General features: G+C 59.9%; 21 protein-coding genes and 1 tRNA gene. 8 read left to right on the forward strand and 14 right to left on the reverse strand.

Translation table 11 applies throughout. From position 1 onward, the window contains the following. The first annotated feature begins 17 nt into the window (after nucleotides 1-17). Complete coding sequence (locus FHS09_RS08480; protein ID WP_343057446.1) at nucleotides 18-971, forward strand: glycoside hydrolase family 43 protein; 954 nt, start codon at nucleotides 18-20, stop codon at nucleotides 969-971. A gap of 44 nt (nucleotides 972-1,015) precedes the next feature. Here the strand turns inward: FHS09_RS08480 and FHS09_RS08485 are convergent, their stop codons facing one another. The 8 genes from FHS09_RS08485 to FHS09_RS08520 all read right to left on the reverse strand — a co-directional run bounded on the left by FHS09_RS08485 (nucleotide 1,016) and on the right by FHS09_RS08520 (nucleotide 9,096). Then, the gene (locus tag FHS09_RS08485) at nucleotides 1,016-1,771 is read right to left on the reverse strand and encodes an OmpW/AlkL family protein (RefSeq protein WP_183458727.1); all 756 of its coding nucleotides are present in this window, start codon (nucleotides 1,769-1,771) and stop codon (nucleotides 1,016-1,018) included. A 236-nt stretch (nucleotides 1,772-2,007) separates the two neighbouring features. Then, nucleotides 2,008-2,847, reverse strand: a complete 840-nt coding sequence (locus FHS09_RS08490) for an OmpW/AlkL family protein (protein ID WP_183458728.1) — start codon at nucleotides 2,845-2,847, stop codon at nucleotides 2,008-2,010. 168 nt (nucleotides 2,848-3,015) lie between these two features. Then, nucleotides 3,016-3,795: an OmpW/AlkL family protein gene (locus FHS09_RS08495; RefSeq protein WP_183458729.1), complete on the reverse strand. Its 780-nt coding sequence runs from the start codon at nucleotides 3,793-3,795 to the stop codon at nucleotides 3,016-3,018. 301 nt (nucleotides 3,796-4,096) lie between these two features. Next, a complete protein-coding gene (locus FHS09_RS08500) occupies nucleotides 4,097-4,408 on the reverse strand; it encodes a BolA family protein (protein ID WP_183458730.1) in 312 nt (103 codons plus the stop codon). Between the two features lie 22 nt (nucleotides 4,409-4,430). Continuing rightward, nucleotides 4,431-5,204, reverse strand: a complete 774-nt coding sequence (gene djlA, locus FHS09_RS08505) for a co-chaperone DjlA (RefSeq protein ID WP_183458733.1) — start codon at nucleotides 5,202-5,204, stop codon at nucleotides 4,431-4,433. Between the two features lie 479 nt (nucleotides 5,205-5,683). After that, complete coding sequence (locus FHS09_RS08510; RefSeq protein WP_183458735.1) at nucleotides 5,684-7,009, reverse strand: sodium ion-translocating decarboxylase subunit beta; 1,326 nt, start codon at nucleotides 7,007-7,009, stop codon at nucleotides 5,684-5,686. A gap of 18 nt (nucleotides 7,010-7,027) precedes the next feature. Further along, on the reverse strand, nucleotides 7,028-8,812 hold the full coding sequence (oadA, locus tag FHS09_RS08515; RefSeq protein ID WP_183458737.1) for a sodium-extruding oxaloacetate decarboxylase subunit alpha: 1,785 nt from the start codon (nucleotides 8,810-8,812) through the stop codon (nucleotides 7,028-7,030). A 44-nt stretch (nucleotides 8,813-8,856) separates the two neighbouring features. Further along, nucleotides 8,857-9,096, reverse strand: a complete 240-nt coding sequence (locus FHS09_RS08520) for an OadG family transporter subunit (protein WP_183458740.1) — start codon at nucleotides 9,094-9,096, stop codon at nucleotides 8,857-8,859. A gap of 207 nt (nucleotides 9,097-9,303) precedes the next feature. Here FHS09_RS08520 and FHS09_RS08525 point away from each other — a divergent pair, with 207 nt between their 5' ends. The 4 genes from FHS09_RS08525 (at nucleotide 9,304) to FHS09_RS08540 (ending at nucleotide 15,182) form a co-directional block, all read left to right on the forward strand. Then, nucleotides 9,304-10,296: a tRNA dihydrouridine synthase gene (locus FHS09_RS08525; RefSeq protein WP_183458742.1), complete on the forward strand. Its 993-nt coding sequence runs from the start codon at nucleotides 9,304-9,306 to the stop codon at nucleotides 10,294-10,296. A 113-nt stretch (nucleotides 10,297-10,409) separates the two neighbouring features. Beyond that, nucleotides 10,410-12,461 (forward strand): NAD-dependent DNA ligase LigA, encoded by a 2,052-nt coding sequence (gene ligA / locus FHS09_RS08530; protein WP_183458744.1) that lies wholly within the window; start codon nucleotides 10,410-10,412, stop codon nucleotides 12,459-12,461. A gap of 196 nt (nucleotides 12,462-12,657) precedes the next feature. After that, nucleotides 12,658-14,397 (forward strand): DNA polymerase/3'-5' exonuclease PolX, encoded by a 1,740-nt coding sequence (gene polX, locus FHS09_RS08535; RefSeq protein ID WP_183458746.1) that lies wholly within the window; start codon nucleotides 12,658-12,660, stop codon nucleotides 14,395-14,397. Between the two features lie 2 nt (nucleotides 14,398-14,399). Further along, nucleotides 14,400-15,182: an Fpg/Nei family DNA glycosylase gene (locus FHS09_RS08540; RefSeq protein ID WP_183458748.1), complete on the forward strand. Its 783-nt coding sequence runs from the start codon at nucleotides 14,400-14,402 to the stop codon at nucleotides 15,180-15,182. Between the two features lie 287 nt (nucleotides 15,183-15,469). On the opposite strand, the gene ftsH is transcribed toward FHS09_RS08540, so the two are convergent. Continuing rightward, entirely contained in the window at nucleotides 15,470-17,392 is a 1,923-nt protein-coding gene (gene ftsH, locus FHS09_RS08545) for an ATP-dependent zinc metalloprotease FtsH (protein ID WP_183458749.1), read from the reverse strand. A gap of 344 nt (nucleotides 17,393-17,736) precedes the next feature. On the opposite strand from ftsH, the gene FHS09_RS08550 reads away from it, so the two are divergent. Then, a tRNA-Arg gene (locus FHS09_RS08550) sits at nucleotides 17,737-17,813 on the forward strand. A gap of 282 nt (nucleotides 17,814-18,095) precedes the next feature. After that, nucleotides 18,096-18,773, forward strand: coding sequence for a hypothetical protein (locus FHS09_RS08555; protein WP_183458751.1), 678 nt, complete (start codon nucleotides 18,096-18,098; stop codon nucleotides 18,771-18,773). A 203-nt stretch (nucleotides 18,774-18,976) separates the two neighbouring features. On the opposite strand, the gene FHS09_RS08560 is transcribed toward FHS09_RS08555, so the two are convergent. Together FHS09_RS08560 and FHS09_RS08565 are read right to left on the reverse strand one after the other, a co-directional pair. Continuing rightward, nucleotides 18,977-19,606: a YbhB/YbcL family Raf kinase inhibitor-like protein gene (locus FHS09_RS08560; RefSeq protein ID WP_183458753.1), complete on the reverse strand. Its 630-nt coding sequence runs from the start codon at nucleotides 19,604-19,606 to the stop codon at nucleotides 18,977-18,979. Between the two features lie 79 nt (nucleotides 19,607-19,685). Continuing rightward, a complete protein-coding gene (locus FHS09_RS08565; protein WP_183458755.1) occupies nucleotides 19,686-20,627 on the reverse strand; it encodes a hypothetical protein in 942 nt (313 codons plus the stop codon). A gap of 144 nt (nucleotides 20,628-20,771) precedes the next feature. Here FHS09_RS08565 and FHS09_RS08570 point away from each other — a divergent pair, with 144 nt between their 5' ends. Continuing rightward, nucleotides 20,772-21,602: a M90 family metallopeptidase gene (locus tag FHS09_RS08570; protein WP_183458757.1), complete on the forward strand. Its 831-nt coding sequence runs from the start codon at nucleotides 20,772-20,774 to the stop codon at nucleotides 21,600-21,602. A gap of 196 nt (nucleotides 21,603-21,798) precedes the next feature. Here the strand turns inward: FHS09_RS08570 and FHS09_RS23235 are convergent, their stop codons facing one another. The 3 genes from FHS09_RS23235 to FHS09_RS08585 are packed head-to-tail and all read right to left on the reverse strand — an operon-like array spanning nucleotide 21,799 to nucleotide 26,440. Then, nucleotides 21,799-23,025, reverse strand: coding sequence for a c-type cytochrome (locus FHS09_RS23235; RefSeq protein ID WP_183458759.1), 1,227 nt, complete (start codon nucleotides 23,023-23,025; stop codon nucleotides 21,799-21,801). 55 nt (nucleotides 23,026-23,080) lie between these two features. After that, nucleotides 23,081-23,623, reverse strand: coding sequence for a (2Fe-2S)-binding protein (locus tag FHS09_RS08580; RefSeq protein WP_183458761.1), 543 nt, complete (start codon nucleotides 23,621-23,623; stop codon nucleotides 23,081-23,083). After that, nucleotides 23,624-26,440: a xanthine dehydrogenase family protein molybdopterin-binding subunit gene (locus FHS09_RS08585; RefSeq protein WP_183458764.1), complete on the reverse strand. Its 2,817-nt coding sequence runs from the start codon at nucleotides 26,438-26,440 to the stop codon at nucleotides 23,624-23,626. It abuts the gene before it with no gap. Nucleotides 26,441-26,514 lie beyond the last annotated feature (74 nt).

Consider the following 26,514-nt stretch of genomic DNA (forward strand, 5'->3'; position numbering starts at 1 on the left):
AATTGTTGGAGTTAATCGTGACGGAATCCGCCCCCCTGATAAAACCGCTGATCGAACAGCGTGCAGACCCCTACATTTATAAACATCACGACGGCTATTACTACTTTATCGCCTCGGTACCGGAGTATGACCGCCTGGAGCTGCGCCGCTCACAGACACTGGCAGGACTCGCGGAGGCTCCCGGGATCACTGTGTGGCGCAAGCCGGAAACCGGCCCCTACTCCGACCTTATCTGGGCACCGGAAATCCATTTTATAGACGGCACCTGGTGTATTTATTTCGCCGCGGCGCCGTCGCGGGAGATTCTCGACAACCTCTTCCAGCACCGCATGTACGCACTGACCACCACCGCAGACAATCCGCAGGAAGGGAACTGGCAGCTGGCACAGGTGGATAGCGGCATCGACGCCTTCTGCCTCGACGCCACAAGTTTTGCCCACAGGGGCGAGCGCTACTATCTATGGGCGCAAAAGGAGCCCGGAATCCCCGGGAATTCGAACCTGTATATAGCGCCGATGGACTCCCCCATCAGTATCGTCGGCAAGCCGATCCGGCTCAGCATACCGGAGTTCGATTGGGAGACCGTGGGTTTTGCGGTAAACGAGGGGCCCGCGGTGATCGCGCGCCACGGCCGGGTGTTTATCAGCTATTCCGCCAGCGCCACCGACCACAACTACTGCATGGGTCTACTCTACGCCGACGAGGATGCAGACCTGCTGGACCCGGCCAGCTGGCACAAGTCACCACAGCCGGTGTTCCAGAGCTGTCACCAGCGGGGCATCTACGGACCGGGACACAACAGCTTTACCGTCTCCGAGGACGGCGAACGGGATATATTGGTCTACCACGCGCGCACCTACACGAAGATCGAAGGAGACCCGCTGTGGGACCCCAACCGCCACACCTATATCAAGGCGTTTGGCTGGTCGGATGATGGAATGCCGGTATTCGGCAGCCCCGCGGAGCCCTGAGCTCCCTTAGGAGCGGCGGGGCGGCCATCCGCCCATGGCCGCTCCTAGAATTTGTAACCCACACCCAGATTCAGGGTCCAGGGATCGTAATCGAAATCGGCAATCAGTCGATTCCCACCAGCAGGGACAGGAAAGGATATGGTGATCTGGTCCACGTCCACGTCGCGGTAGATAATCGAAGCATTTCCCAACCACTGGCTGTCCCGGCCGAACATAAAGTTGATGCCCGCCTGGGCTGCTACCCCCCAGGAATACCCCATTCCCAGCGAACCGAAGTCGATGGCGCTGTGATTATCGATCAGGTACTGACTGGCGACACTACTGAGGTCCTCGTCGTAAAAATCGGTATAGTTGACTCCGATGCCCAGGTAGGGCTGCCCCAGGCAGCTGGGGTCCAGAAAATACCAATTGAGAAACAGATCAGACATCTGCACGTCAAAGCTGCCCAGGTGCATCCGATCAGTAACCGGCAGCAGGCCCCTGAAAGGACGCAGGTCGACGTCGTGGTTCACCCCGCTGGTAAACATCAACTCCAGGCCCCAATGCTCCACAGGCAACCAGACAGCGGAGATATTTCCACCCCACTCCTCGTCGATATCCAGCTCGGCGCCGAAAAAGTCCGGTGCAAGGAGACCGTCGAACACAAAATTGGTATTGTCTTCATCGGGATCTACGTAGGAGACCCCGATACGGACGAGAAAAGTATCGGCGGTATAGCCCGAATTCGCCATTACCTGCTGCGCGCCGGCCATGGCAAGAACCACGAAGGCCAGCGTATGGGTGGCACGGATAATTTTCATTGGCAGCTCCATTCCGCGCTTGAGATCCAAGCGCAATCCCTTCCCTCAGCGTCCAGTCTAGACAGCAAAGAACTGCGTTTCCCGGGAAACGGGAAAATCGGCGCAAATATGGGTATATAGCCGGATTATTCCAACCTGAAAGCCGATCCCTGCGGAGGCCGCATAAGTTCCTAAGCACAATGCAAAAAAAAGGGCGCCGAAGCGCCCTTCCCATCATCCGAAGAAACTCCGAGGAGTTAGAAAGTGAACTTGTAACCGATTGATAGGTTGAAAGTCCACGGGTTGTAGCGATAGTCACCAGAGAAGGATTCGCGCAAGACAGGAAGCGCCCCATCGCCAAGAACGCCAGGGCTGTAGATGTCAAAGCCCATCTCGGTTTCCGAATCCACCCAGATCGCGGCGGCGTTGACTAGCCAGGCGCTCTCGCGGCCGAATACCCAGTCCGCGCCAACCTGCCATGCATAGCCCCACGAATGGCCCAGATCTAAGTCACCGGTCAGAGGACCGAATTCGTCGAAGATCACGCCGTCGAAGAGAGTGAAATCTTCCTCATGGAAATCGGTGTAGTTGATACCGACACCGATATAGGGCTGGAACATACACGAGGGATCGAGAGGAAACCAGTTGATCATCGCCTGGCTCTTCCGCGATTCGAACTCGGCGAAATCGTTGTCGAAGAATAAGGGATCACCCAAGAATACTGGTTCAATACGGGCAAAGGCACCCCTTCCATGCCCACCTTCATGCTCGTTGCCCCAGACGAAGCTGAGCTCCAGGGCAAAGTGGTCGATCGGAAACCACATGCCACTGACATTCCAACCCCACTCGTCGTCGGGGTCCACCCTCGCCCGGAAGGCCTCGTCGTTATCGAGGGGATCGTCGAAAAAAAATCTATCGGCGAAGGTCACTTCGTCTTCCAGCGGGTGTATGTAGGAAATGCCGATACGACCCACAACCGTTCCAGCACCGTAGATCTTGTCCGGTACAGGAGGAGGAGCATATCCGGCAGGTCCGGCTGCTGCTGCTGCGGAAAAAACTGTCAATGCCAAGGGAGGCAGAATGCGCATCATTTTCATAGATGAAAACTCCATTTAGAACATCCGGTAAATCGAAGAGCAACTCATCCGATTAATTTTTAGTCTAGACCGGGTTTTCCTGTTTGTAGAAAAAAATAACTAAAAAAAATGTAAAGACAGAGTTACTGATTTAAAAAAGGGCGCCAAGGCGCCCTTCTTCGTCTGTCATCAGAACTTATAGCCGATACCCAGGTTATAAATCCAGGGATCGAAATCCAAACCGGCGCGCAATCCTGCGATGGCGCCCGGCACCGGAAATTTCAAACGGGTGGAAGTGCTGACATCCATATATTGCACTGCGGCGTTAACCAGCCAGCTGCTGTCGCGTCCCAGCATCACGTCCACGCCAACCTGGCCAGTCCAGCCCCAGTCGTCCTTCACTTCGAGCGTGGCAGGGCCGACAGCGCCAAAAGTGTCGGCGAAGTACGCGTCTGCCACAACACCCGCGTTGTTGTCGTCAAAATCCGTGTAGCCAATGCCCACACCGGCATATGGCTGTACCCACGACTCCTTGCAAACCGGAAACCAGTTCAGATAAAGGCTGGAAGAACGGCGCTCGATGTCACCGAGATGCAGCCTATCTTCAGGGGGAAAGAATCCGAGGAATCCGTCCACATCCGTGTCGTGGTCCGATTCTCCGACATAAACAAACTCCACCGCGAAATGGTCCACCAGAAAATAGGCGGCGGAGAAGTTCCAGGTGGTGTCGCTGTCGATACTGTAGTCGCTGCCTTCGAAGTCTGGCAGGAACACGCCGGCGAAATTCAGCTCATCGGAATCATCGTCGGGGTCCACATGGGAGGCACCGATACGGACCACAGCCGAGCCAGCTTCATAAACCGGTGCCGGTGCAGCAGCAGGCGCAGGAACGTATCCGGAGTCTCCTGCCGATGCCGCTGCTGAAGCAACGGCGAATGCCAAGGGGGTCAGAATGCGCGTCATTTTCATGTTGATAACTCCGTCAATTTTCGGCAAATTGAACAGCAATCATCCCAATCATTTGTCAGTCTAGACGCGAAAAAGAACCACTGGAGAAAGAACACCCGGAAAAGCGCCCGGAATTTGGAACTTTTATATAGAATTGGCAGCCTAATTACTTTTTTGGCATTTAATTTAACAAGAGGGAAGGATTCCAACGCCGCGGCAGGCGTGAAACAAGATGGGAAATAAAGAAAGGAGCGCCAAACCGCCCGCCTTTTGTCCGGAAAATATTCTTTTTAAAGGAAAGACGCGACAACAGGAACGCCGGCTAACTCTGCTTTTTTCCGCCCCCCAGACACTCCGGACTCTGCGGTGCCTGCCCGGCCCACTCCTCCGGACTGAAGGTATGCAGCGCCAGCGCGTGTACCGGCCCCGCCATTTCATCCGCCAGCACCGCGTAAACCCGCTGGTGCCGCTGCACTTTGCGCAGCGAGGCAAAAGCGTCGCTCACCAGCACCACGCGAAAATGCATCTCCGCACCGGCGGGCACATTGTGCAGATGGCTCTCGCACTGCACTTCGATATGCTGTGGCGCAAAGGCCTCGCTTAGTTTCTCTTCAATCTGCTTTGCCAGGCTCATGTCTTATCTCCTTATTATTCCCTTACGCTATTTCCCGCTTGCGCGCGGCAACAATGGTGTCGTAAGCGACGGTGACGCTTTTCATCTGATCTTCCGCGTAGCGCATAAACTCTTCGGGCAATCCCTTGGCGGCGATTTTGTCTGGATGGAATTCCGCCGCCTTGCGCCGGTAGGCCAGTTTCAACTCCTGATCGCTGGCATCCGGGCGGCACTCCAGGATGTCGTAGTGCTGCTGCAGTGAGGCCGTCGAATACTGGGCACTCCGGCCAAATTCCCCATGCATGGCGTTGAAGATGGACTCGTGTAATCCCAGGTGGGAGGGAATACGCCGCAGGATCTCCTCTTCCGCCGCGTGCAGCTCACCATCCGCATAGGCCACGGCAAACAGCAAGCGGTAGACCATTTCCCGCATCGCCTGGTTGTGCACCAGCTGCCGGTACTGCTCGGCGTAATCGTAGATGCTGTAGGTGTCGCTCTTCGCGTTCTGGAAAATCTGAATGGCGTGCTTGCGGTCCTCCACACTCAAGCGCAGGTTGTTCTGAATAAAATCGTCAACCAGGCGAATTTCCGCCTTGGACACCTGGCCATCCGCCTTGGCGATCTTCGCCAGCATGGAAAACAGGGTGACGATAAAGACAGCCTGCGCCCCTTCCCGGTTCAGGGAGCCCGCGCCGCCGGCGGCGCGCTGCAGACCGGAACCGAAAGAGCTGCCAATCCAGGCACCCAGCGCCGCACCGATAGGACCACCGAACATCAAACCGATACCGGCCCCGATTCCCGCGCCCAACCAGGACATACTCTCTCCTTTGGGCGCCCCATTGCGCCCGATCCAAAACTAAAAACGCGCCCATAATACCACGGCTTCGGCAACGTCCAGGCACCATGGGACCAATCGGTCACCCAGTAAAGAGTTCGCCGAAGCGCCGACTCAGATAAAGACGTCGCTGATAGGCCCGCCGCAGTCCTTAGGCGAGCCCTAATAGGCAATAAAAAATTGGATCGAAGCTCGAATTCCCGGGAGCGCGGAGTTCCAGCTCCGCTTGCGGGCCGCAAGGCCCGCCAATATCCACGGACCGGCTGTTGACTACGTCCTTGTTAGCTGGCAGCGGGGCGGCCCTACTGCCGGGGGCTTAGCATCGCGCTCCGCTATCCTTTCCCTGCTCCCATCTGTCGAACCGAATGACACTGAGTTAAGCGGTGACCGCCAAGGTACCGGTTGAGGACTGAGGAAATCATTCGCCACGGCGGGCCTTGGGCCCGCAAGCGGAGCTGGCGTCAGCCGGTCATTGCGCGAACCATGGTGATCATCACCCCGGCGGCCACCGCCGAGCCGATCACCCCGGCCACGTTGGGTCCCATGGCGTGCATCAGCAGGAAGTTGTGCGGATTGGCTTCCAGTCCCAGCTTGTTGGATACCCGCGCCGCCATGGGCACCGCGGAAACGCCGGCGGAGCCGATCAGCGGGTTTATCTTGTGTTTGCTCACCAGATTCAGCAATTTCGCCATCAGTACGCCGGCGGCGGTACCGATGGCGAAAGCGACAATACCCAGGGCGAGGATGCCGAGGGTTTTCGGATCGAGAAATTTGTCCGCCGCCAGCTTCGAGCCCACGGACAGGCCGAGGAAGATGGTGGTGATATTGATCAGCGCGTTCTGCGCGGTATCGGACAGGCGCGACACCACGCCGCACTCGCGCATCAGGTTGCCGAAGCAGAACATCCCCAGCAGCGGCGCCGCGTCCGGCAGGAAGAGCGCCACCAGGATCAGCAGCAGCAGCGGGAAAGTGATCTTCTCCCGCTTGCTCACGTGGCGCAGCTGCACCATCTCGATTTTGCGTTCTTCCGGCGTGGTCAGCGCGCGCATGATCGGCGGCTGGATCAGGGGCACCAGCGCCATATAGGAATAGGCGGCCACGGCGATGGCGCCGAGCAGATCCGGAGCCAGCAGGCTGGATACATAGATGGCGGTTGGGCCATCGGCGCCGCCGATAATACCGATGGCTGCGGCATCGGCGATGGAGAAATCCATAATGCCGGCCACCGAAAGGCCGACCGCGCCGAGTACCGTAGCGAAGATGCCGAACTGTGCCGCGGCGCCCAGGAACAGGGTGCGCGGGTTGCCGAGTAGCGGGCCGAAGTCGGTCATCGCGCCCACGCCCATAAAAATCACCAGCGGCGCCGCTCCCGAGGCGATGGCCACAGAATAGAAGTTATACAGCATGCCGTTGCTGTAGCCCGCATCCAGCGCCACCTGCTCGGCCCGCAATTGCAGCGCCGCCGGTGCATTGCCCAGGGCCTCCTTCAGCGCCGATTCAAACGCATAGGCGGATTCCAGTTGCTCCGCACCCAGCAGTTGTGCCATCTGCAGCAATACACGGGGATCGCCACCCGCCAGCGCCGCCTCCGCGGCGGAGAGGGACAGGTCAGCGCCGGGGATATTCGCCAGGATGCCGCCGAAGCCAATAGGCACCAGCAGCAGCGGCTCGAACTTTTTGTTGATGGCCAGGAACAGCAGCAGCAGGCCTACCACGATCATCACAAACTGGCCCGCCGCCATCTGGTAGGCGCCGGAGGATTGCCAGAGATTGATAAGGTTTTCCACAAGCGACTCCTAACCGGGTTACGCGATGGACAGCAGGGTGTCGCCCACCGCCACGGAATCGCCCTCTTTCACCGCCACCTCGGTGACGCTGCCCGACCGTGGCGCGCTGACCGCGGTCTCCATCTTCATGGCTTCCAGCACGATAATGGTCTGGCCCTCCGTCACCTGATCGCCGGGGTTCACCAGCACCTTGAAGATATTGCCTGCCAGCGGCGCCGCCACCGGATTGCCGCCACCGGCAGCCGGGGCCGCAGCGCTCCCGGCGGAGGCTCCACCGGAGACCGGCACCATACCGCTGACATCCCCGCCGTCGGCCACGGTTACTGTGTAACTCTTGCCCTCAACGGTGACCGTATACACCTCTTCGCCGTTTTCATTGGTGACTGCACTGCCCTCATTGCCGGTGGGCACCGGTTCGAAAGCGTCGGGATTGCCGCGGTTCTTGAGGAACTTGAGGCCGATCTGCGGGAAGAGCGCATAGGTGAGTACATCGTCTATCTCCCCCTCTCCATCGGTCAGCGGAACGCTCTCGTCATTGGCCTTCTGCCGCAGCTCGGCGGTAAGCTTTTCCAGCTCCGGCTCCAGCAGGTCCGCCGGGCGGCAGCTGATTGGCTCGGCGCCGTCCAGCACCTTTGCCTGCAGCTCCTTGTTCATCGCGGCCGGGGTCGCGCCGTACTCGCCCTTGAGTACCGCCGCGGTCTCCTTGGAGATGGATTTGTAGCGCTCGCCGGTGAGCACGTTCAGTACCGCCTGGGTGCCGACGATCTGGGAGGTTGGAGTGACCAGGGGAAGGAAACCCAGGTCCTCGCGCACCCGGGGAATTTCCTCCAGCACCTGGTCCAGCTTGTCCCCGGCGCCCTGCTCCCGCAGCTGGTTTTCCATATTGGTCAGCATACCGCCGGGCACCTGGGCCACCAGGATGCGCGAGTCCACACCGCGCAGGGAACCCTCGAACTTGGCGTATTTCTTGCGCACCTCGCGGAAATAGGCGGCGATCTCTTCCAACAGCTCGATATCCAGCCCGGTGTCGCGATCTGTGCCCTGCAAGATGGCCACGAGAGCTTCGGTGGGGCTATGGCCGTAGGTCATGGACATGGAGGAAATCGCCGTGTCCACATTGTCGATTCCCGCCTCGACGCATTTCAATGCGGTGGCGGTGGAGAGGCCGGTGGTGGCATGGCACTGCATATGAATGGGAATTTCCACCGCAGCCTTCAGGCGCTTCACCAGCTCATAGCCCTCGTAGGGGCGCAGCAGGCCGGCCATATCCTTGATACAGATTGAATCCGCGCCCATGTCCTCAATCTGCCGGCCCAGGTCCACCCACAAATCCAGGGTGTGCACCGGGCTGACGGTATAGGAAATGGTGCCCTGGGCGTGTTTGCCCACACGCTTTACCGCGCGCAAAGCGGTCTGCAGGTTGCGCATATCGTTCATGGCATCGAACACGCGAAAAACGTCCACGCCGTTTTCCGCCGCGCGCTCGACGAATTCCTCCACCACGTCGTCGGCGTAGTGGCGGTAGCCGAGAATGTTCTGGCCGCGGAACAGCATCTGTTGCGGCGTGTTGGGCATGGCTTTTTTCAGCTCACGGATGCGCTCCCAAGGGTCCTCGCCCAGATAGCGGATGCAGGCATCGAAAGTGGCACCGCCCCAGGACTCCAGTGACCAGAAACCAACTTTGTCGAGTTTTTCCGCGACGGGCAGCATATCGTCCAGCCGCATGCGGGTGGCAAACAGTGACTGGTGGGCGTCGCGCAGAACCACGTCGGTGATTCCCAATGGCTTTTTAACCTCAGTCATGGGTCGTCTCTCTCGGCAATTGATTGAAGTTGTTCGGCGAACGATTAGCGTCTTTTATTTTTTCGGTGTTGTTCGATCGCCGCCTGGATCACCGCGCGCAGGTGCGCATCGCCGGCAGCCTGCCCGCCGACGGCGGGAGCCGCCGGCTCCGCCTCGGGGAAATAGCGGGTGATGATGCGGGACATAATGCCGGTGCCGATCACCAGCAAAAGCAGGAAAGTAAAAACAATCCCCATGCCGAACAGCGTAATGTCCAGCCCCTGTTGCAGTAATGTCTCCTGCACTTTTTCCCCCTAGATCTGCTTTGGCGGCCGCTATTATCGTTACAAAAAACCCGCAAAATCAAACGGTTATTGGTTGCAGTAGCAACTATCGAAACGCCCGGAATGACCGCGCGCCGGTAGGAGCGGCCCGTGGCCGCTCCTACCATTTGCCACTGGCGACTCCATGATAGAATCCGCGCCCAGATTCAGTGGTTACCCCAATCAATAATGACCGACAAGACAGGCTCTGTTACTCCCCGGCTCTACCAGGCCCCGATGGAAGGCGTGATCGACCACCATCTGCGCGCCCTGCTCTCCGCCATCGGCGGTATCGATATCTGCGTCACCGAATTCCTGCGGGTGACCCACACCCGCCTGCCGCGGCGGGTATTTGTGCGCCTGTGCCCGGAACTGGAAACCGATGCCGCCACCGCGACCGGCACCCCGGTGCGCCTGCAACTGCTGGGCGGCAATCCCCAGGCCATGGCCTACAACGCCGCCAGGGCGGTGGAAGCGGGTGCCCGTGCCATCGACCTGAATTTCGGCTGCCCGGCCAAATCCGTGAACAACAGCGACGGCGGCGCCTGCCTCCTGCAAAGCCCCAGGCGAGTGGAGGAGATAGTGGCGGCGGTGCGCCGCGCCATTCCCGACGCGATTCCCCTATCCGCGAAAATCCGACTGGGTTACCAGGACAGGTCCAGCTACCTGGACAACGCCCGCGCCGCCGAAGCCGGCGGAGCCGGCGAACTCGCCGTGCACGCCCGCTCCAAGGTGGACGGTTACCGGCCCCCTGCCTACTGGGAATACATCGGTGAGATACGCCAGCAGCTGTATATCCCGGTGATCGCCAATGGCGATATCTGGACACCGGACGAATTCCTCCGCTGCCGCCAAGTGACCGGCTGCGACGCCTTTATGTTTGGCCGCAGCCTGCTGGCGCGCCCGGACTTGGGCCTGCAGATCAAAGCCCTGTGCAGCGGGCGGGACTATACGCCCATGGTCTGGCAGCAAGTAGCCGCACTGCTGTGGGACTACTACCAGATCACCCGCGAGTGCTACCCGACCAAGTACCTGGGCAACCGCATCAAACAGTGGCTGGCCTACCTGAAACTCGCTTACCCGGAGGCCGGGGTCTTTTTCGAAAAGATCAAGCGCCACCGGGAGGCTTCGGTGATCGAGGACGCCTTCGCGCGGGAGCTGGCGGTGAGCGCAGTGGCCTAGGTCGAATACAAAACTCGCCCTCGCACCTCCGTCATTCCGGCGCAAGCCGGAATCCAATCGCCGCGAACCCTCGGCAGGGGAAAACCGGATTCCACTGCTATCTTCATATCCATATGGATTTCAAACGCAATCCCGACACCCATTTCAAGGGCATCGACAAACTCGGCAAAAAAGAAGCCACCGAGGAGATTCGCGCACTGCGCGAAGGCATCAATTACCACGACCATCTCTACTACGTAAAAGACTCGCCCAAAATTTCCGACGCCGTCTACGACAAACTGTTTCAGCGATTGCAGGACCTGGAAGAAGCCTTCCCCGATCTCAAGACCGGGGACTCGCCCACAGTACGCGTTGGCGCCGAACCGGTCAGCCAGTTGAAAAAGATAAAACACAAGGTGCCACTTCTCAGCCTGCAAGCCAGTCTCGACGAGAAAAATATTGAATCCTTCCTGAAAACCGCATGCAAAAAAGCGAACAGCCAATCGGTCAAGTACGTCCTGGAGCCGAAGTTCGACGGCCTGTCTGTGGAAGTGATCTACGAGAAAGGGCGCTTCAAATACGGTACCACCCGCGGCAACGGTGAAGTGGGTGAGGATATCTCCCACAACCTGAAGACGATTCACGCACTGCCACTCTCACTGCAGCACCGGGATGACGCGCCCGCCACCCTGGCAGTCCGCGGTGAAGTCTTTATGCCCAGGGACGGGTTTATGGCCCTGAATAAACGGCGGGTGGAACGCGACGAGGAGCCCTTCGCCAATCCCCGCAACGCCGCCGCCGGGTTGATGCGCCAGTACAAATCGCGCCAGGTTGCCGGCAAGCCACTGAGCCTTTTTTTTTACGAGATACTTGCGCTGGATGGCGAACAACCGCCGAACCACCAAGAGGTGCTGGACCAGCTGTCCCGCTGGGGGCTGAAGACCAGCCCGCTGAATGAATCCGCCTTCTCCCTCAAGCAGATCGAAAACTACCACCGCAAACTCGCCGAACACCGCGACCATCTCGACTACGAAATTGACGGAATCGTGATCAAGGTGGACGACCACAGCCTGCGGGAAGCCCTGGGCACTCGGGACCGCAATCCCCGCTGGGCGATCGCCTGGAAATTCGAACCCCGCAAGGAGGTGACCCAGGTGGAGGATATCGCCGTACAGGTGGGCCGCACCGGCATACTGACTCCGGTCGCACTGCTGCAACCGGTGGATGTCGGCGGCGTCACCGTAAGCCGCGCCACCCTGCACAACGAGGGTGAAGTGCAGCGCAAGGATATCCGCGTGGGCGACCGCGTGCGCATCATCCGTGCCGGCGATGTGATTCCGGAAGTGGAGGAACGGGTCAAACAGCGCGGCAGGAAACGCGGCAAGATCTTTAAAATGCCCAAGCGCTGCCCGGTCTGCAATTCTAAAGTGGTGCGCGAGGGCGCCTACCACCTGTGCACCGCCGGTCTCTCCTGCGCCGCGCAACTGAGTGGCCATATCCAGCACTACGCCGCGCGGGATGCGATGGATATCGATCACCTGGGGGAAAAGGCCGCCGATCAACTGGTGCGGCGGGAGATGGTGCACAACCTCGCCGACCTTTACGCCCTGGATACGAACGATCTCAAATCATTGGATGGCTTCGCTGAGCGCTCCGCCACCCAGCTGTACGTCGCCATTCAGGGCGCTAAAAAGCCGCGCCTCGACCGTTTCCTGTTCGCCCTCGGTATTCCCCGCGTGGGCCGGAAGGTGGCGAAACAGCTCGCCGGGGAATTCCGCTCCCTGGAAAAGCTGGCCGATGCCAGTGAGGGGGAAATAGCAAAGATATCCGGTATCGGCTCGGAAGTGGCCGCCGCCACCGCCAACTTCTTCGCCGATGACAACAACCGCGAAGTGCTGGAGCGGATGCGCAAGAGCGGCGTCCGCGTACAGTCCATGCCCCGGCGCGGAAAACAGCCCTTGAAGGGCAAGACTTTCGTATTCAGCGGGGGACTGGACAAGATGACCCGGGATGAAGCCAAGGAGCGCGTCGAAGCCCTGGGCGCCCGAACCACCTCCAGTATCAGCGGCGAAACGGACTACCTGGTGGTGGGAGAAGATCCCGGCAGCAAACTGGATGAAGCGGAAGAAAAAGGTGTGAAACGTCTTGATAAGAAGGAATTCCTGAAATTGCTCGGGAATTCCTGAGGTGTAGCACTACGTTAAGCGATAAAGCTTGATGCGAAGGGCCTGCTGCCGGGGGTTCTTTGCGGGACTGTCTGCGAGAGGGACCTCGCGGACAAGCCTACAGGGACGTATTCACGGCGTGTCCCGCAAAGAACCCCCGGTAGCAGGCCCACCCAAGGCCTTGACTCAGCGCTATTGATTCCTGAGGAAACTTGCCATGCCGATGCACAACAGCGAAATCGCCGACAGCTTCGAAAGACTGGCCGACCTGTTGGAAATCGAAAGCGCCAACCCTTTTCGCGTGCGCGCCTACCGCAACGCCGCGCGCACGGTGCGCGGCTATCCGAGAGGCATGTCGGATCTGCTGGAGGACGGGGAAGACCTGTCCGAGCTTCCGGACATCGGCAAGGACCTGGCGGAGAAAATCCACGTTATGGTGGAAACCGGCAAGCTGCCACTGCTGGAGGAAGTGGAATCGCGCACGCCCCCGGCGCTGAGCGAGTTGATGAAAATCGAAGGACTGGGCGCCATACGGGTCAAGACCCTGTACAAGAAACTCAAAGTCAAAAGCCTGGACGATCTCAAAACCGCCGCACAGGATGGCAAGATCCGCGAGGTATCCGGCTTTGGGGAGAAGAGCGAGGAGAAAATCCGCAAGCATATCGAGCGCTATGCCGGCGGCCAGGAGCGCACCAAATTGATGGACGCGGAGGACATCGCCAAACCACTGGTCGAATACCTGAAAAAAGCCGAGGGGATCAAGGACATCATCATCGCCGGCAGCTACCGCCGGCGCAAGGAGACAGTTGGCGACCTGGATATACTGGTCACCGCGAAAAGAGGCCTCACCGGAAAAAAAGGCGAATCGTCGATCATGGGCCACTTCACCGACTACGACGAAGTGGACGAAGTGGTATCCAAGGGCAAGACCCGCTCCACCGTCTACCTGCGTTCCGGGATGCAGGTGGACCTGCGGGTGGTGCCCCAGGTGAGCTACGGCGCCGCGCAGCACTATTTTACCGGCTCCAAGTCGCACAATATCGCCGTGCGCACAATGGGCGTCAAGAAGGGCTACAAGATCAACGAGTACGGCGTTTTCAAGGGTGGCAAGCGCATCGCCGGCGAGACCGAAAAATCGGTCTACGAAAAGGTGGGCCTTCCCTATATCCCACCGGAACTACGCGAGAGTCGCGGCGAACTGGATGCGGCAAAAGAAGGCAAGCTGCCGAAACTGATCACCCTGGAAGATATCCGCGGCAATCTGCACACCCATACCAAGGCAACCGACGGCCGCAATACATTGAAGGAAATGGCGCAGGCGGCGTCGGAACTGGGTTACGAATACTTGGGCATCACCGACCATTCAAAACGGCTTACGGTAGCCAAGGGCCTGAACAAAAAGCGCCTGCTGGAGCAGATCGAGGAAATCGACAAGCTCAACGAGAAACTCGACGATATCGTCCTGCTAAAATCCATAGAAGTGGACATCCTGGAAGACGGCTCCCTGGACCTGCCGGATAGCGTATTGAAAAAGCTGGATTACGTCGTCGGCTCGATACACCACAAATTCGACCTGTCGCGGAAGAAACAGACTGAGCGCATACTGAAGGCCATGGACAACGACTACTTCAGTATCCTCGGCCACCCCAGCGGGCGGCTGATCAACGAACGGGACGCCTACGAAATCGACCTGGAAAAAGTTCTGCGGGGCGCCAGGGATTCCGGCTGCTTTATCGAACTCAACGCCCAGCCGGAGCGCCTGGACCTCACCGACGACGGCTGCAAAATGGCCAAGGAAATGGGGGTAAAAATATCCATCGCCACCGATGCCCACAGCAGCTCCAACCTGAACTATATGCGCTTCGGTGTAGACCAGGCCCGACGGGGCTGGCTCGAAGCCAAGGACGTAATCAACTGCCGCTCCCTTAAAGAATTGAAAAAGCTCTTCAAGAAATAGCCATGCCTGAACTACCCGACGTCGAAAACTTCCGCCGTTACTTCAACGCCACATCATTGCACCAGCGCATCTCCCGAGTGCATGTGGAGGAACCCGCGCTGCTGTTCGAGACCTCGCCTCAGGGCCTGGGGCGCGCCCTCAAGCGCCGCGACTTCCAGTCCACCAGGCGTCATGGAAAATACCTGTTCGCGGACACCGGCGAGCGATGGCTGGTGCTGCATTTCGGCATGTCCGGATCGCTGCATTACTCGAAAAAGGATGCGGGCAGGCCCCAATACACGCGGCTATCCATCGAATTTGAAAACGATCATCAACTCGTCTACACGGCACCGCGCAAACTGGGCCGCATCGCCCTGGCGGACTCACCGGAGGAATGGATCGAGGCGAGGGAGCTGGGAGAGGATGCACTGGACATCAGTGAGGAACAATTCCTTCAGAAGCTCTCCAAACGCCGCGGCCAGGTAAAGTCCTGGTTGATGGACCAGCACAGCCTGGCGGGCATCGGCAATATCTATTCCGACGAAATACTGTTCCAGACGGGCCTTCACCCTAAACATTCCCTCCAGGATCTCGACGAAGAGGACCGCAAGCAACTCTACCGCACAATAAGCTCCGTACTGAAAACGGCCATAGAAAAGAAAGCCGAACCGGAGCGGATGCCGGACAAATTTCTCCTGCCACATCGTAAACAGGGCGGGCACTGCCCCGCCTGTGGCACAGCGTTGAAAAGCCTGTCGGCCGCCGGCCGCACCGCCTGGCACTGCCCCCGCTGCCAGGCCGACTGAGTTGCGATCGAAATCATTCTTTCCCTGTAACTGCTCGCCTTCGGGACTCGAGATTCGAGATTCGAGATTCAGAAAAAGATTACCGGACCTTGATGCGAAGGCCCTGATACCGGGAGCCGTTCGAGAAAAGCGCCTGCGGCTAATGAACGAACGGCTACCGCTAGCAGCGGCCGCCCAGGCCTCGGCTCCGTGTCACAGGCGTGAGTAGTTATCTCTTTCCTCAGAAATGGTTTTCACCGGGTACGAATGGATGGCCTGAAACCTCGTGCCGATAGCCAAGAGCACTTCTAGCCCTTGCGTTTTTTTTCCCGCTTGAGAATCGATTGAATCTCTCCGGACTCCAGGGTTTCCTTCTCCAGCAGCGCCTTCGCAAGCATATCCAATTGGTCGCGGTGCTTCTCCAGCAGTTCCCTCACCTCCCCCTCGAGCTTACGAACCAGCTCGCCGATCTCCTCGTCGATAATCTGCGCCGTGTGCTCGCTGAAATCCTTCTGTTGCGCCATTTCCCGTCCAAGGAAGATGTGCTCCTCGCCGCGACGGAATGCCACCGGCCCCAGCTTTTCACTCATACCCCAGTGGGTCACCATATGCCGCGCCAGGGTGGTGGCCTGCTTGAGATCCTCCTCGGCACCGGTGCTGATTTCGTTGAAGACCACCTGTTCCGAGGCGCGGCCGGCGAGCATCACCGCGATACGGTCACGCAGGTAGCTGGGTCTCAGGCTATGGCGCTCCTCCTCGGGAATCTGCTCGGTGGCCCCCAGGCTGCGCCCGCGGGGAATAATGGTGGCCTTGTCCAAGGGGTCGGCGTTGGGCAGCAGGCTGGCGGCCAGGGCGTGGCCGGCCTCGTGGTAAGCGATGATCTCCTTCTCGTCGTCGCCGATCACCATCTCCCGCTCGCCACCCAGCACCACCTTGTCCCGCGCCAGCAGCAGGCAGGCCATATCCACCGCTGGCTTGTCCTCCCGCCCAGCCAGCAGGGCGGCCTCGTTGATCAGGTTTTCCAGGTCCGCGCCGGAAAAACTCACCGTGAGCGCCGCCATCCGGTCCAGGTCGACATCGTCGTCGAGCGGCACCTCCCGCGAGTGTATCTCCAGGATCGAGCGGCGGGCCCGCTTATCCGGCAGGTCCAGGGTGATCTTGCGGTCGAAGCGGCCGGGGCGCATCAGTGCGGCGTCGAGCACGTCCGGGCGGTTAGTAGCCGCCATCACCACCACCGCCTCGTGCGGGTCGAAGCCGTCCATCTCGCCGAGGATTTGGTTCAGGGTCTGCTCGCGCTCGTCGTGGCCGCCGCCGATGCCGGTGCCCCGGGCGCGGCCCACCGAATCGATCTCGTCGATAAAAATAATCGACGGCGACTCCCGCTTGGCGCTCTCGAACATGTCCCGCACCCGCGAGGCACCGACGCCTACAAACATCTCGATAAACTCCGAGCCGCTGATACTGTAGAACGGCACATCGCTCTCGCCGGCCACCGCCTTGGCGAGCAGGGTCTTGCCGGTGCCCGGCGGCCCCATAAGCAGTATGCCCTTGGGAATCTTGGCTCCCAGTTTGCGGTAGTGCTCCGGGTCCCTTAGGTAGCCGGCGATCTCCTGCAGGTCCTTCTTGGCGTTCTCCAGCCCCGCGACATCCTCGAAGGTCACTGTCGATTCGCCCCGCTCGAAGCGCTTGGCCCTGGATTTGCCAAACCCAAAAGCCCCCCCCGCCCCGCCGCCCATACCACCCACGCCGCCCATCCGCTCCTGCATCCGGCGCCCGGCGTACCAGAAGAGGCCGATGATCAGTATCCAGGGGAGCATCAGCACCAGCAGCCGCGCCCCCCAACCCTCGTCGCCGGGTTTGGCCTCGATGTTTACCTTGTGCTCCTCAAGCAGGGGCATCAGCTCCGGATCTTCCACCGGCGGCAGGGTGGTGACAAAGTGCGTGGGGGGTAGGGTTTTGTCCGCCGGCTCCCGCTGGCTCTCCGCCCGCTTTAGTTCTCCCGTCAGCCGGTCGCCCTTCAGGGTCACGCTGGCCACCTCGCCGGCGCGGACCTTTTCCTTGAACTCGCTATAGGAGATCTGCTGCCGCTCTTCCCGCTGTTGAAAGTTCGCCCAGAACTGGGTTATCGCCAGGAAGACAAGAATCCAGACCACGTAGCGCCCCCACGGCATCGGCTGCAGCGGTGGCTTCTGCGGGCGGACATCTTTATCGCCATCCGGCTCATCGGTCATAGGCACCCGGGCACAAAAGCGCGCCCCCGGGACGCATCCAGGCCCCGGGGCGGCGTACACATGAAAATAGTCCTTGTCGCTTGGCCCAGTATAGTTTCCCCGCGGCCCGCCCCCCGCCGGGCCGGGAGTGGCCCCCCGGTCGCCAGGTCTCCGGCGGCCGTAACGGCTATCTTTAACCAGGGGCTTGCAAAGCGCCTCACGCCGGGGCAGAATGCGCGCCCTACCGGCTTCCCCGGCACCTCAAAAGGACCAGGAAAGCCCGTAAGCTGCGGATTTTTAAGGATATTTTTCTTAAAAAAGAGTTGACGAGACAAAGCCAACTCACTATAGTTCGCACCCACAACGCGCTCGTAGCTCAGCTGGATAGAGTACCTGGCTACGAACCAGGCGGTCGGAGGTTCGAATCCTCCCGAGCGCGCCATACAAAAAAGGCCTCATCCTGACGGATGGGGCCTTTTTTGTATGGCGCGAGTTAGCCTCCCCAGGTTCGACAAGCTCGCGAGAGCGAGCTTGGACCGAGCGGCGCCGCCGCGAGCCCGAAGGGTCCAGAAACGCCAAAGCGTTTTTGGAGTCCACCCTCCCCGCCCCCCAACCACTCAGCCCCACCGCACAACGGAACCATCCCCCACCCCAAAACTCATAGTCACTAAATTCAAAATGCCTTCCCGACGGGAAGCCAGCCAAGGAATGTCACAGGCAACCCGTGCACCACTCTGCCCAATCACAACCCGATACCATCTTTTCTCCGCGCTTGGTCCTCTCCCTGCTGATCGCTACTCTCTTGCACATGGCCCTACTGTCACTTCCCCTCGCTCTGCCGTCCAAAACCGAACCAGCCAACGACCCAATCCAAATTACCATTGTTCACAACAACCATAAGGCAACAGGTCTAACAGCCGCCCCTTACAGAAATGACAAAACGGAAACGGCTGCGGATACAACAGCACCCAGAAAAGTCGATTCCAGCACCGAGCCCGCCAAAGAAAACAAGCCAGACAAACTAAACCGCCCGCCGTCGCGACCCGATGCAACAGCAGCCGCACCAGCGACAAGTAACAAAAACGAAGCCATCACAAAAACTATTCAGCAACTCCCAACCACAGACGGCGCCAAAGAGCGCTCCACCGTATTCGATCCCAGGCTCGCCAAAAAACTCGCCCGAGAACGCAATAAGGTGAGAAAATTCAAATCCAGGTATACTGAATTTATGACCGCCAATGGTACCTTTGTTCAAAACGGAGATACCTGTGCTGAAATCCGGGAACTGGTCCCGCTCGATATCGACAGCAATGTCAGCCAGTCCTTTAAAATCAAATGCACCAGACGCAGGCGATCACAGGAGGATATAGACCGGCTCGCACGCAAATACAGAATTCCCTAAAGTCCCCTAAACGAAGAATGGTCATCAAATCCGGATACGCTAATTTAGTTGGCATTTTTGGAAGGCTCGCTTGCTCCGGGTCAATTCACCTCCATGACCCAAGGCTGACATTCGATCGACGAGGCTGTAGGGCCTCGACTAGGCGTATGTCCTTGTTCTGCGAATGAGCTCTCGTTCTGGGCTCCACTCGATGTGGGGGGCAACTATGGTACGAGCTCACCCTCTCCTAGATCCCGATGCCACATGCCCTCCACGTCGTTGCCATGAAAGAGTTTGCCCGAGAACGGCGATACGGATGTATAAACCGCGACGAAGTAGTTTGAGGCAACCGGTTGCCCGAGCCGATATTTGTTAATAAAGGCCCGGTAGTCGAAATTTACGACGGAGGTGCTCAGAGACTCAAACGCGATGCGCCCAGGTTGCTCGAAAACAAACAGGCCGTAGCGATCCGATACGCCCGGAATATGAGGATAACGGTATGGTTCCAGGATCTGCACGCCTTCGGCGTCTGTTTCGCCGTTTTGTTCCCTATACCCACTTGCGAGCACACGTCCTGGGATGTTGCCAACAATCCAATGGCGCACCGGGGCGTTTTTTCCGGGCGGAACGGAATCCGGCCACGACCCATGCGCGTCACCGTCCGGATCGATCATCATAAGGGTGTATAGCTTGTCGGCCTCCGCCGAGTCGAACGAGACGAGGGGCACATCGGGGATGTCGGCCGCCAAAAACAGGTTGCCGCAATTCACACGGCCGCTGTAATGACGGCCAACAATCTCAAACGTAACCTCCAAAGGCTTCAGCGAGCACCGGAAGACCAGCGTATCTGGCATCGCTTGCTGCGCTGTCAGACTATGGGTGGAAGGCATGGGGCCCACACACAGCAAAGCCGCCAGCGCGAGGTTGTGACGCCTACTCCTCATTCGGCAGCTTGTGCTCCTCATAGGGCATCCAGTCCGTGCCAAGGGCTGGATGATGAGGGGTCGCCTTCTTTTCAGTTTCGGCACGGGTTGCCTCGCCTATCAACTCGACATCCATCCGATACTCATCACCAAACACAAGGGTTGCCAGCCCCCGATCGTTGATGATCCGGCCGAGCAGCATGAGCAGTTGATCTTCGCTGACGTCTGGAATCGACTCGGCCAAGATAAGGCGATCATTTACCGCCTCCCGACCCATCATCTGAGCAAGGATCTGAAAGTGCACATTCTCCCGCCGCATGGCCCAGGCGGTGCCGACGATAGCATAAAGTCTCGACCATTCTTCTTCGCCCATCTCCTTTCGCCACTTGGTGATGAGATCCTCAAAATGATCGACCTGCAGCTTGCCTGCAAGCTGGATGTTGGCCGCGATGGAGGGCCAGACCGACTTCGTATAAGCTGAGTAGTCATCAGCTGAGAAGGTGCCAGTCTTGAGCGCATTACCGGTAAACTTGATGCCTCCCTCCAGGATGGTCCGACAATGCTGCTCGACCTCAGATGGCATGCCGACCTGATCCAGGGTTGCGAGGCCATCTTTCAGCATTTGATTGAACTCGGTTAACTTCGGCCGCCAATTTCCGTCTTCCGGGCTATCGAAGTAGGGAGACACGATCTCGTACACGCCGACGATCGTATGCGAGACTGACTTCATCTGCTGATAGAGCTCCGGCACCGGCTCTACAGCGACCTCTCTTCCATGACGACGCAGGATGTACTTGCCGCCGACACCATTGAACATTGCCAGGATTACAGGCGACTGCATTTCCCCGACCATGCGCTGGGTCACGGCATAATTCTGCTGCATCTTATCGTCAAGCGCGAATAACCTCTTTGCGGCCTGTTCCGACTTGCTGACCTGGTCCTCGTCAATCACACTAGCCGCGGGTGCTCCATGGACCCAAGAGACACTTAGTGCGAGGGCGCCAGCACCAACCAAGAATCTGATCATTTTTGCGCTCCTTCTAGTTAGTAGTAGCTAGTAGCATCGACGTAATAAGCCGCCGTCAAAAAATAGCCTATGACCACCTTTCTAGCCATAATCCTCCTGGCCATCCTGATCTGGCTGGTCCCCATCTACTACCACCGCTGGCGCCGCCATCGCCTGCGCGCCAGGCCTCTGGGCGCGGAGCAAATTCGCCTGCTGGAGGAAAACCTCCCCCTCTACCGCCACCTTCCCCCGGAACGGCAAGCGGAACTCCAGGCCAATATGAGCCTGTTCCTGCACGACAAAGAGTTCGTCGGCTGCAACGGGCTGCAGGTGACGGAGCCTATGCGTATCTGCGTGGCCGGTTTTGCCTGCCTGCTGTTGCTGGGCCGGGAGAACCGCTGCTATCCCTATCTGCGCACCGTGCTGCTGTACCCGGGTACTTACGTGGCCCAGGAGACCACTGTGGAGGAGCATATCGAGACCACGGCGCACAGTGCGCGGGAGGGGGAGGCGCACTATCGGGGGCCGGTGGTGCTGTCCTGGGGCGACCTGGAGCAGGATATGCAGCACCCGGAGGAGGGCCGCAACGTGGTGCTGCACGAGTTTGCCCACAAGCTGGACGAGGAGGACGGGAGTTACGACGGGCGGCCGGTGTTTGCCAGTGCCGGCGAGGGGAAAAACTGGGCCCCGGTGCTGAAGCGAGAGTTCGAGCTGCTGCGCCGGAAACGGGACCACTGGGGAGAGGGTGAGGATTCTCCCCCGGTTCTGGACTTCTACGGCGCTGAGTCCCCCGCGGAATTCTTCGCGGTAATTACGGAATCCTTTTTCGTGATACCCGCGGCAATGCGAGCGGCCCATCCGGAACTGTATCGGGAACTCTGTGCGCTCTACCGGATCGATCCCTGCGATCTACTGACTTAAGTTTCACATCGGGGCGCCGGGTGGGGTAGCCCTTTGCGGGACACGCTGTAAATACATCCCTGTACGCTCGTAATCGACATCCCTGTCTCATACGGTCCCGCAAAGGGCTACCCCACCCGGCTTTGTGCCACCTTCGTAGCTTTGAACTCCGAAACTTGAGTTGCTGAGCGAAAGAGCTGTATCGAGCCAGAGCGACTTATTCCCGTGCCCCCAGGTATCCGTGATCCGAAAGCTCCCGGCGTATTTTCGCCACCGCCTCCGCACTCACCTCGGCTTCGGCGCCGCCCCAGGCGCTGCGCATAAAGTTCACCAGCTCCGCCACCCGCGCATCGCCCAGTTCGCGGTGAAAACCGGGCATGCCGGCGCGGGCGCGGGTGCGGCTCAGGCGTTGCTCCGGCAGGCCGCGCAAAATCACTGCAATGTTGTTGTGGGGATTCTGCGCGCGGATGGCGGCGTTGCCGTCCATCGGCGGGGCGAAGTCCAGCAGGATGCCCCCGCCCTCTCGGCCGTGGCAGCCGGCGCAGTAGGCAATAAAATCCCTGCGCCCGGACGGATAGCGCGCGGCTGCTTGTTCCAGGTTGCGAAAATCCACAGGCCGGCTTTCGCCGTCGTCCAGCAGGTAGGTGATTATCGCGTTGAGGTCGTCCTCGGAAAGGTGCCTCAGGCTGTGCTCCACGACCCGGAACATCTCGCCAAACAAAGTGCCGCGCTCGCTGCTGGCGGTGGTAAAAAGCTCCATCAGTTGTTCGCGGGTCCAGCCCTGCCGCTGCAACGCCCGGGGGCGGATATCCACCGCGTCCCAGCCCTCCAGCACGTTGCCGGCGAATCGGTGTTCCATTTCCATCGCCTGGGCGAAGTTGCGCGGGGTGTGGCACTCGCCGCAGTGGCCCAGGGCGTTGACCAGGTAATTGCCCCGCTGCCACTGAGCACTCTTGTCGCCGGGCTGGGGCAACTTTTTCCCGTCGTCAAAATAGAGCCAGTTCCAGGCGCTCAGGCCGACCCGCAGGTTGGCGGGAAAGATCAGCCGGTTTTTCGGCGGCGAATATTCCACCGGCGGCAATTGCATGAAATAGCTGTAGAGCGCGGCGATATCCTCGCCGTCGATCAGGTAGTAGGAGGTGTAGGGCATAGCCGGGTAGAGGTTGCCGTGCGGGCCCTTGCCCCGGCGCATGACCGCGTCGAAATCCTCCAGGGTGTAGTTGCCGATGCCGGTTTTCCTGTCGGGCGTGATATTGGTCGAATAGATGGTGCCGAAGGGCGTTGGCAGGGGCCGCCCGCCCACAAAAGGTCTACCCCCGGTGGCGGTGTGGCAGGCGATGCAGTCGCCGGTGGCGGCCAGGTAGCGGCCTTTTTCCACCGGTGTCTCTGCGGAGGCCGTAGCACCTATTAATAAGAGCGCCAAAAAGCGGTGGATGATGGGCACGTCACTTCGCTCCTTTGCCCATCCTACAATTCCGGCCAAACAGAGTATCGCCATTTTATTCCACCTGTTTCACCAGCCCGGGGGTGGACTCGATCACTTCCTTGATCGCACGGAAGTAACGCACGTAGCCGGTGCAGCGGCAGATATGGTGATGGAGGGCCTCGGTAATGGTGTCCTCCAGTTTGTCCGCGGGCACCGGTTCCCTTTTCAGACGGTCTAGCAGCACGGTGGTGGCGTTGACAAAACCGGGGGTGCACCAGCCGCACTGAAAGGAAAAGTGGCGCAGGAAGGCCCGCTGTATCGGCGACAGCGCCTCGATTCCCCCATCGGCGCTGCGTTTCGCCTGCCCCTCCACAGTGAGGATTTTTTTGCCGTTGAAGCGGCCCACGCCGTTGATACAGGTGCGCACCGATTCCAGGCTGCCGTCCTCCCGTTCCAGCACCACCACGCAGGCGTGGCAGACGCCGATTCCGCAACCCAGCTTGGTGCCGGTGAGATTCAAATACTCCTGCAGGAAATCCAGCATCGAGGTGTACTCGGGAACATCCATGGCCACCGGCTCGCCATTCACTGTCATGGATACGGGGATAGTGGCCATTTACACCTCTGGATTGAGTGCCCGGCGCAGAATTTCCGGGGTGATCGGAGTGTCGTTGAAACGGATTCCGGTAGCCTGGCAAATGGCCTCGCTGAGGGCGGCGACAATGGGAATTGCCACCACTTCGGCGATGCCCTTGTGCGGGTCCGTCTCCGACCCGGGTTCCAGTATCTCGTGCCGCTGGTTCCACACCGCCACATCCCGGGCCAGCGCCACCTGGTAGCGGTTCAGGTTCCAGGTGCCGTTGCCGGCGCCCTCGGCCAGGGGCGGCAGCACTTCGTAGAGCGCGTGCCCCACCCCCATGGCCACGCCGCCCTCGATCTGCCCTTCCACTAGTTGGCGAACTATCAGGCGGCCGCATTCCATATAATTCTGCAGCCCGATAATTTTCACCTCACCGGTGCCCTTGTTCACCGCCACTTCCACCAGCGCAGCGGTGGGGGCATAGTAGGTGACCATGGCGTTATTGAGGGAGGTTTTCGGATAGCGCACCGCGCGGCGTTTGATCACCTGATAATCCGCCGAGCTTATTCCCGTTCCGCCGCTGCCGCTCCTCGGGCCGCGGCGCAGGGCCAAGCCGTCAATCACCCAGGTCCGGTTTTCGCCGTCCAGTTCGAAATCCGCCTCCGCCCACTTCCAGCGATTGAAGGCGTGAACCATGGCTCCGGTGACCAGGCCGCCGCGGTGGGCTTCCCGCGCCAGTTGTTGCAAGGACAGCGACGGCAGTTGTTGATAGTGCAGCCCGCCATTGCGCCACTGCAGCTGGGCAGGATCGATCTCCTCCGCCTGCCACAGGCGCCGGGCCGCCGGCAGCAGGCCGTGGTGAAACAGAATCTCCGCCGCCTGTTCGGTGGCATGGCTCTGAAAATAGGAGGACATGGAGGCGGAGCTGGCCATGGCCACCACCGGCGTCCACAAGGGGTCCGCGGACATCTTGTCCTGGTGCGCCTGGCTCATGGTGTAGGGGCTTTCGGTCTGGAACTGCTGCAACGCATTCCAGGCTTCGATCTCCGCCACATGGCACTCACTGGCCGGTGCGCCCAGGGTCTTTTCCAACAGAAACGCCTGGGAAGTCTGGGTGCCGGTGCCCATTTCCATAAAGCCGATGGCCAGGGACAGCTCGCCGTTTTCGTCGAACTGCACCGCGGCGCTGGGAGCCGCGCCGCCGGTGCCGTAGTCCTTGGTGGCGATGGCGAAGCCGGTACCGAAGAAATAGCCAGGCTCCTTTTCCTCGTAGGCTTGCTTGCGCTTGGCGCGCTCGGCCCAGATGGGGTGGGCGCGGGCTCTCTCCAATATTTCCCGATAGCGCACTTTTACCTGCGGCACCGCGCCCTGGGTGTTGCGCCAGCCGGTTTCAGTGGCGTTGCGCAGGCGCAGTTCGATGGGGTCCACACCCAGTTCCTGCGCGGCGCGGTTCACCATCATTTCCATGGCGTTCATGGTCTGCATGGTGCCGTAACCGCGCATGGAACCGGAGTCCACGTTCACGGAGTAGTTGGCGACCGCGGAAATATCGTTGCGGGGAAAGTAATAGATGCTCTGGATGGCGCTGGCCCCCACCATGGCCACGCTGGGGCTGAAATTCTGCCGGCCGCCGCCGTCCACCTGCATTTCCGACAGCAGGGTCTGAAACTTGCCGGTGTTTTTATCCACCGCCAGGGTATTCCTCATATGGAAGGGGTGGCGCTTGAGCCCCGCCTGGAACTGTTCGAAGCGGTTGTTGGCCAGGCGCACCGGCGCCTCGCCGAACAGCGCGGCCACCAGACCGTAGTAGGGAAAAATCGAGTGGTCCTTGCCTCCGAAACCGCCGCCCACGAAGCCGGAGTGCACCACCAGGTTTTTGATTTTTCCGGCAAAGCTGCTCCGGGCAACCAACTGCGCGGCCATTTCCTGGAAGTCCTGAGGCGACTGGCTGGTGAGCACCATATGCAGGGTTTTGCCGTCGGCGTCCAGCCAGCCGTTGGTGGCCTCCGGTTCCATCATCATCGGCTCGACGATCTGGGTGCGGTACTCACCCTCCACCAGGTGCCAGTTACCCGCGGTGCTCTCCTGTTCAATTTGTTCGCGAATCTGCCCGGCGTAGTAGATACCGCGCTCGCTGACGCTGCCGGCCTGGTCCGCGTGCCTGGGCCACACCGCCTTGTGGTCGCGGTACTGGGGGAAGAAAAGCCCGTCGTCCAGCGGCGAGTAGAGATCCTCGCCGGTGGGCCCACCCGGGCCCTCCACGCGGATAATCCGCCAGCTGGCGTAGGGGTCGCGCTCCAATGGCGGAGTCTGCTCGCCGTAGCGAATAAACTCTTTGCTGAATTGCAGTGCCTGTTTGGCGGTGGCGTACTTCTCGAAGTTGTCGAACAGCAGCATGGCCACGGCGTGGCCGTAGTAGCGCGGGGATTCGCCCTCCGGCAGCAACATCAGGTCGCCGTAGAATTCCGGCAGTTTTATCCCCTGCTGTTGCAGTGTTTGGGCGGTGACGCGGGCGTAGGGCTCGGCGCCGGTGGGAATCTGCGCCCAGTCGAAACCGCTGAAGCGCCGCTCCACCCGGTTGCAGCGCACCACAAAGGCGTAGTGCTGCCGATCTGGCCAGCCGGGCATGTCCACGGCGCGGAAGTCGCGGCCGAAGATTTTATTGCCGGTGACCTTGGCGATGCCGTCGGTGCGGAAGGCGGGCCCGCCGCCCGGGCCCCGCCAATCCGGCTGTTGTTTCCCGACCGGCTGCCCGCGGCTCAGCTGCCACAGCGTCGGCGCGGCGAATATTGAGATGCCGGCGACGGTGCACAACTTGATGAAGTGGCGCCGGTCCGGGCGGAATGTTTCCATCGCTTTCCTTGCGAAGACAGTGCTGCCAGGGTCGATCGCAGCCATGCCGCCGCCCCTCTCCCCCAGCCCCTCTC

The organism is Microbulbifer rhizosphaerae (genome assembly GCF_014191725.1).
GTDB lineage: Bacteria > Pseudomonadota > Gammaproteobacteria > Pseudomonadales > Cellvibrionaceae > Microbulbifer > Microbulbifer rhizosphaerae.

What these genes read in the sequence shown, in the direction of transcription:
- FHS09_RS08585 (WP_183458764.1), bottom strand. Translation starts at nt 26,440, where the DNA reads ATGGAAACATTCCGCCCGGACCGGCGCCACTTCATCAAGTTGTGCACC.
- oadA (WP_183458737.1), bottom strand. Translation starts at nt 8,812, where the DNA reads ATGACTGAGGTTAAAAAGCCATTGGGAATCACCGACGTGGTTCTGCGC.
- djlA (WP_183458733.1), bottom strand. Translation starts at nt 5,204, where the DNA reads ATGTCCTGGTTGGGCGCGGGAATCGGGGCCGGTATCGGTTTGATGTTC.
- ftsH (WP_183458749.1), bottom strand. Translation starts at nt 17,392, where the DNA reads ATGACCGATGAGCCGGATGGCGATAAAGATGTCCGCCCGCAGAAGCCA.
- FHS09_RS08580 (WP_183458761.1), bottom strand. Translation starts at nt 23,623, where the DNA reads ATGGCCACTATCCCCGTATCCATGACAGTGAATGGCGAGCCGGTGGCC.
- FHS09_RS08525 (WP_183458742.1), top strand. Translation starts at nt 9,304, where the DNA reads ATGACCGACAAGACAGGCTCTGTTACTCCCCGGCTCTACCAGGCCCCG.
- FHS09_RS08485 (WP_183458727.1), bottom strand. Translation starts at nt 1,771, where the DNA reads ATGAAAATTATCCGTGCCACCCATACGCTGGCCTTCGTGGTTCTTGCC.
- ligA (WP_183458744.1), top strand. Translation starts at nt 10,410, where the DNA reads ATGGATTTCAAACGCAATCCCGACACCCATTTCAAGGGCATCGACAAA.
- FHS09_RS08490 (WP_183458728.1), bottom strand. Translation starts at nt 2,847, where the DNA reads ATGAAAATGATGCGCATTCTGCCTCCCTTGGCATTGACAGTTTTTTCC.
- polX (WP_183458746.1), top strand. Translation starts at nt 12,658, where the DNA reads ATGCCGATGCACAACAGCGAAATCGCCGACAGCTTCGAAAGACTGGCC.
- FHS09_RS08495 (WP_183458729.1), bottom strand. Translation starts at nt 3,795, where the DNA reads ATGAAAATGACGCGCATTCTGACCCCCTTGGCATTCGCCGTTGCTTCA.
- FHS09_RS08500 (WP_183458730.1), bottom strand. Translation starts at nt 4,408, where the DNA reads ATGAGCCTGGCAAAGCAGATTGAAGAGAAACTAAGCGAGGCCTTTGCG.
- FHS09_RS08560 (WP_183458753.1), bottom strand. Translation starts at nt 19,606, where the DNA reads ATGCCAGATACGCTGGTCTTCCGGTGCTCGCTGAAGCCTTTGGAGGTT.
- FHS09_RS08570 (WP_183458757.1), top strand. Translation starts at nt 20,772, where the DNA reads ATGACCACCTTTCTAGCCATAATCCTCCTGGCCATCCTGATCTGGCTG.
- FHS09_RS08540 (WP_183458748.1), top strand. Translation starts at nt 14,400, where the DNA reads ATGCCTGAACTACCCGACGTCGAAAACTTCCGCCGTTACTTCAACGCC.